Source organism: Myxococcus llanfairpwllgwyngyllgogerychwyrndrobwllllantysiliogogogochensis, from assembly GCF_006636215.1.
GTDB classification, from domain to species: Bacteria; Myxococcota; Myxococcia; order Myxococcales; family Myxococcaceae; genus Myxococcus; species Myxococcus llanfairpwllgwyngyllgogerychwyrndrobwllllantysiliogogogochensis.
This window is the reverse complement of sequence record NZ_VIFM01000620.1, coordinates 1-596: the sequence shown is the minus strand read 5'-3', so window position 1 is coordinate 596 and position 596 is coordinate 1. Positions and strand designations below refer to the sequence as shown.

The following is a 596-nucleotide window of genomic DNA, read 5'->3' as shown; positions in this document are numbered from 1 at the left end:
GGGCAGGCTGCTGCTGTTCTCGGTGCTCGCGCAGCTGTGGCTGCTGGTGGTGCTGGGTTCGTGGCTGCTGCGCGGCATCGAGCGCGACCTGCGGCCCCTGGCCGACCTGCAGGACGCCATGGCACGGCGCGACGCGGCCGACCTGCAGCCCCTGCCGGGCGCCCTGACCGCCGGGGCCCGCACGAGCGACGTGGAACGGCTCGGCGAAGCGCTGGACGGCCTGCTCGCCCGCGTGCGCCGCGGCCTGCAGGCGCAGCGCGAATTCGCGGGCAACGTGGCCCACGAACTGCGCACCCCGCTCGCCGGCATCCGCGCGCAGGCCGCCAACGCGCTGGCGCAGGACGACCCCGCCGTCTGGCGCGGCGAGCTGCAGGGCATCGCCGACACCGAACAGCGCGCGAGCCGCACCGTCGATCAGCTGCTGGCACTGGCACGCGCCGCCGAGGGCGAGATCGCCCTGCCCCTGCAGACCGTGGCGCTCGACGCCCTGGTGCGCGGCGTGCTGCTGCGCTACCTGCCCCGTGCCGACGCCCTCGGCGTGGACCTCGGCGCCGAAGGCCTGGACGTACCGGTCGCCGTGCGCGGCGACGCCGGCC

1 protein-coding gene is annotated in these 596 nt (G+C 76.8%); it reads left to right on the top strand.

Going from position 1 to position 596, the window contains the following annotated elements; all coding sequences use genetic code 11:
* The coding region (locus FJV41_RS57095; RefSeq protein WP_281291661.1) for a histidine kinase dimerization/phospho-acceptor domain-containing protein at nucleotides 1-596 on the top strand (596 nt) is incomplete at both ends.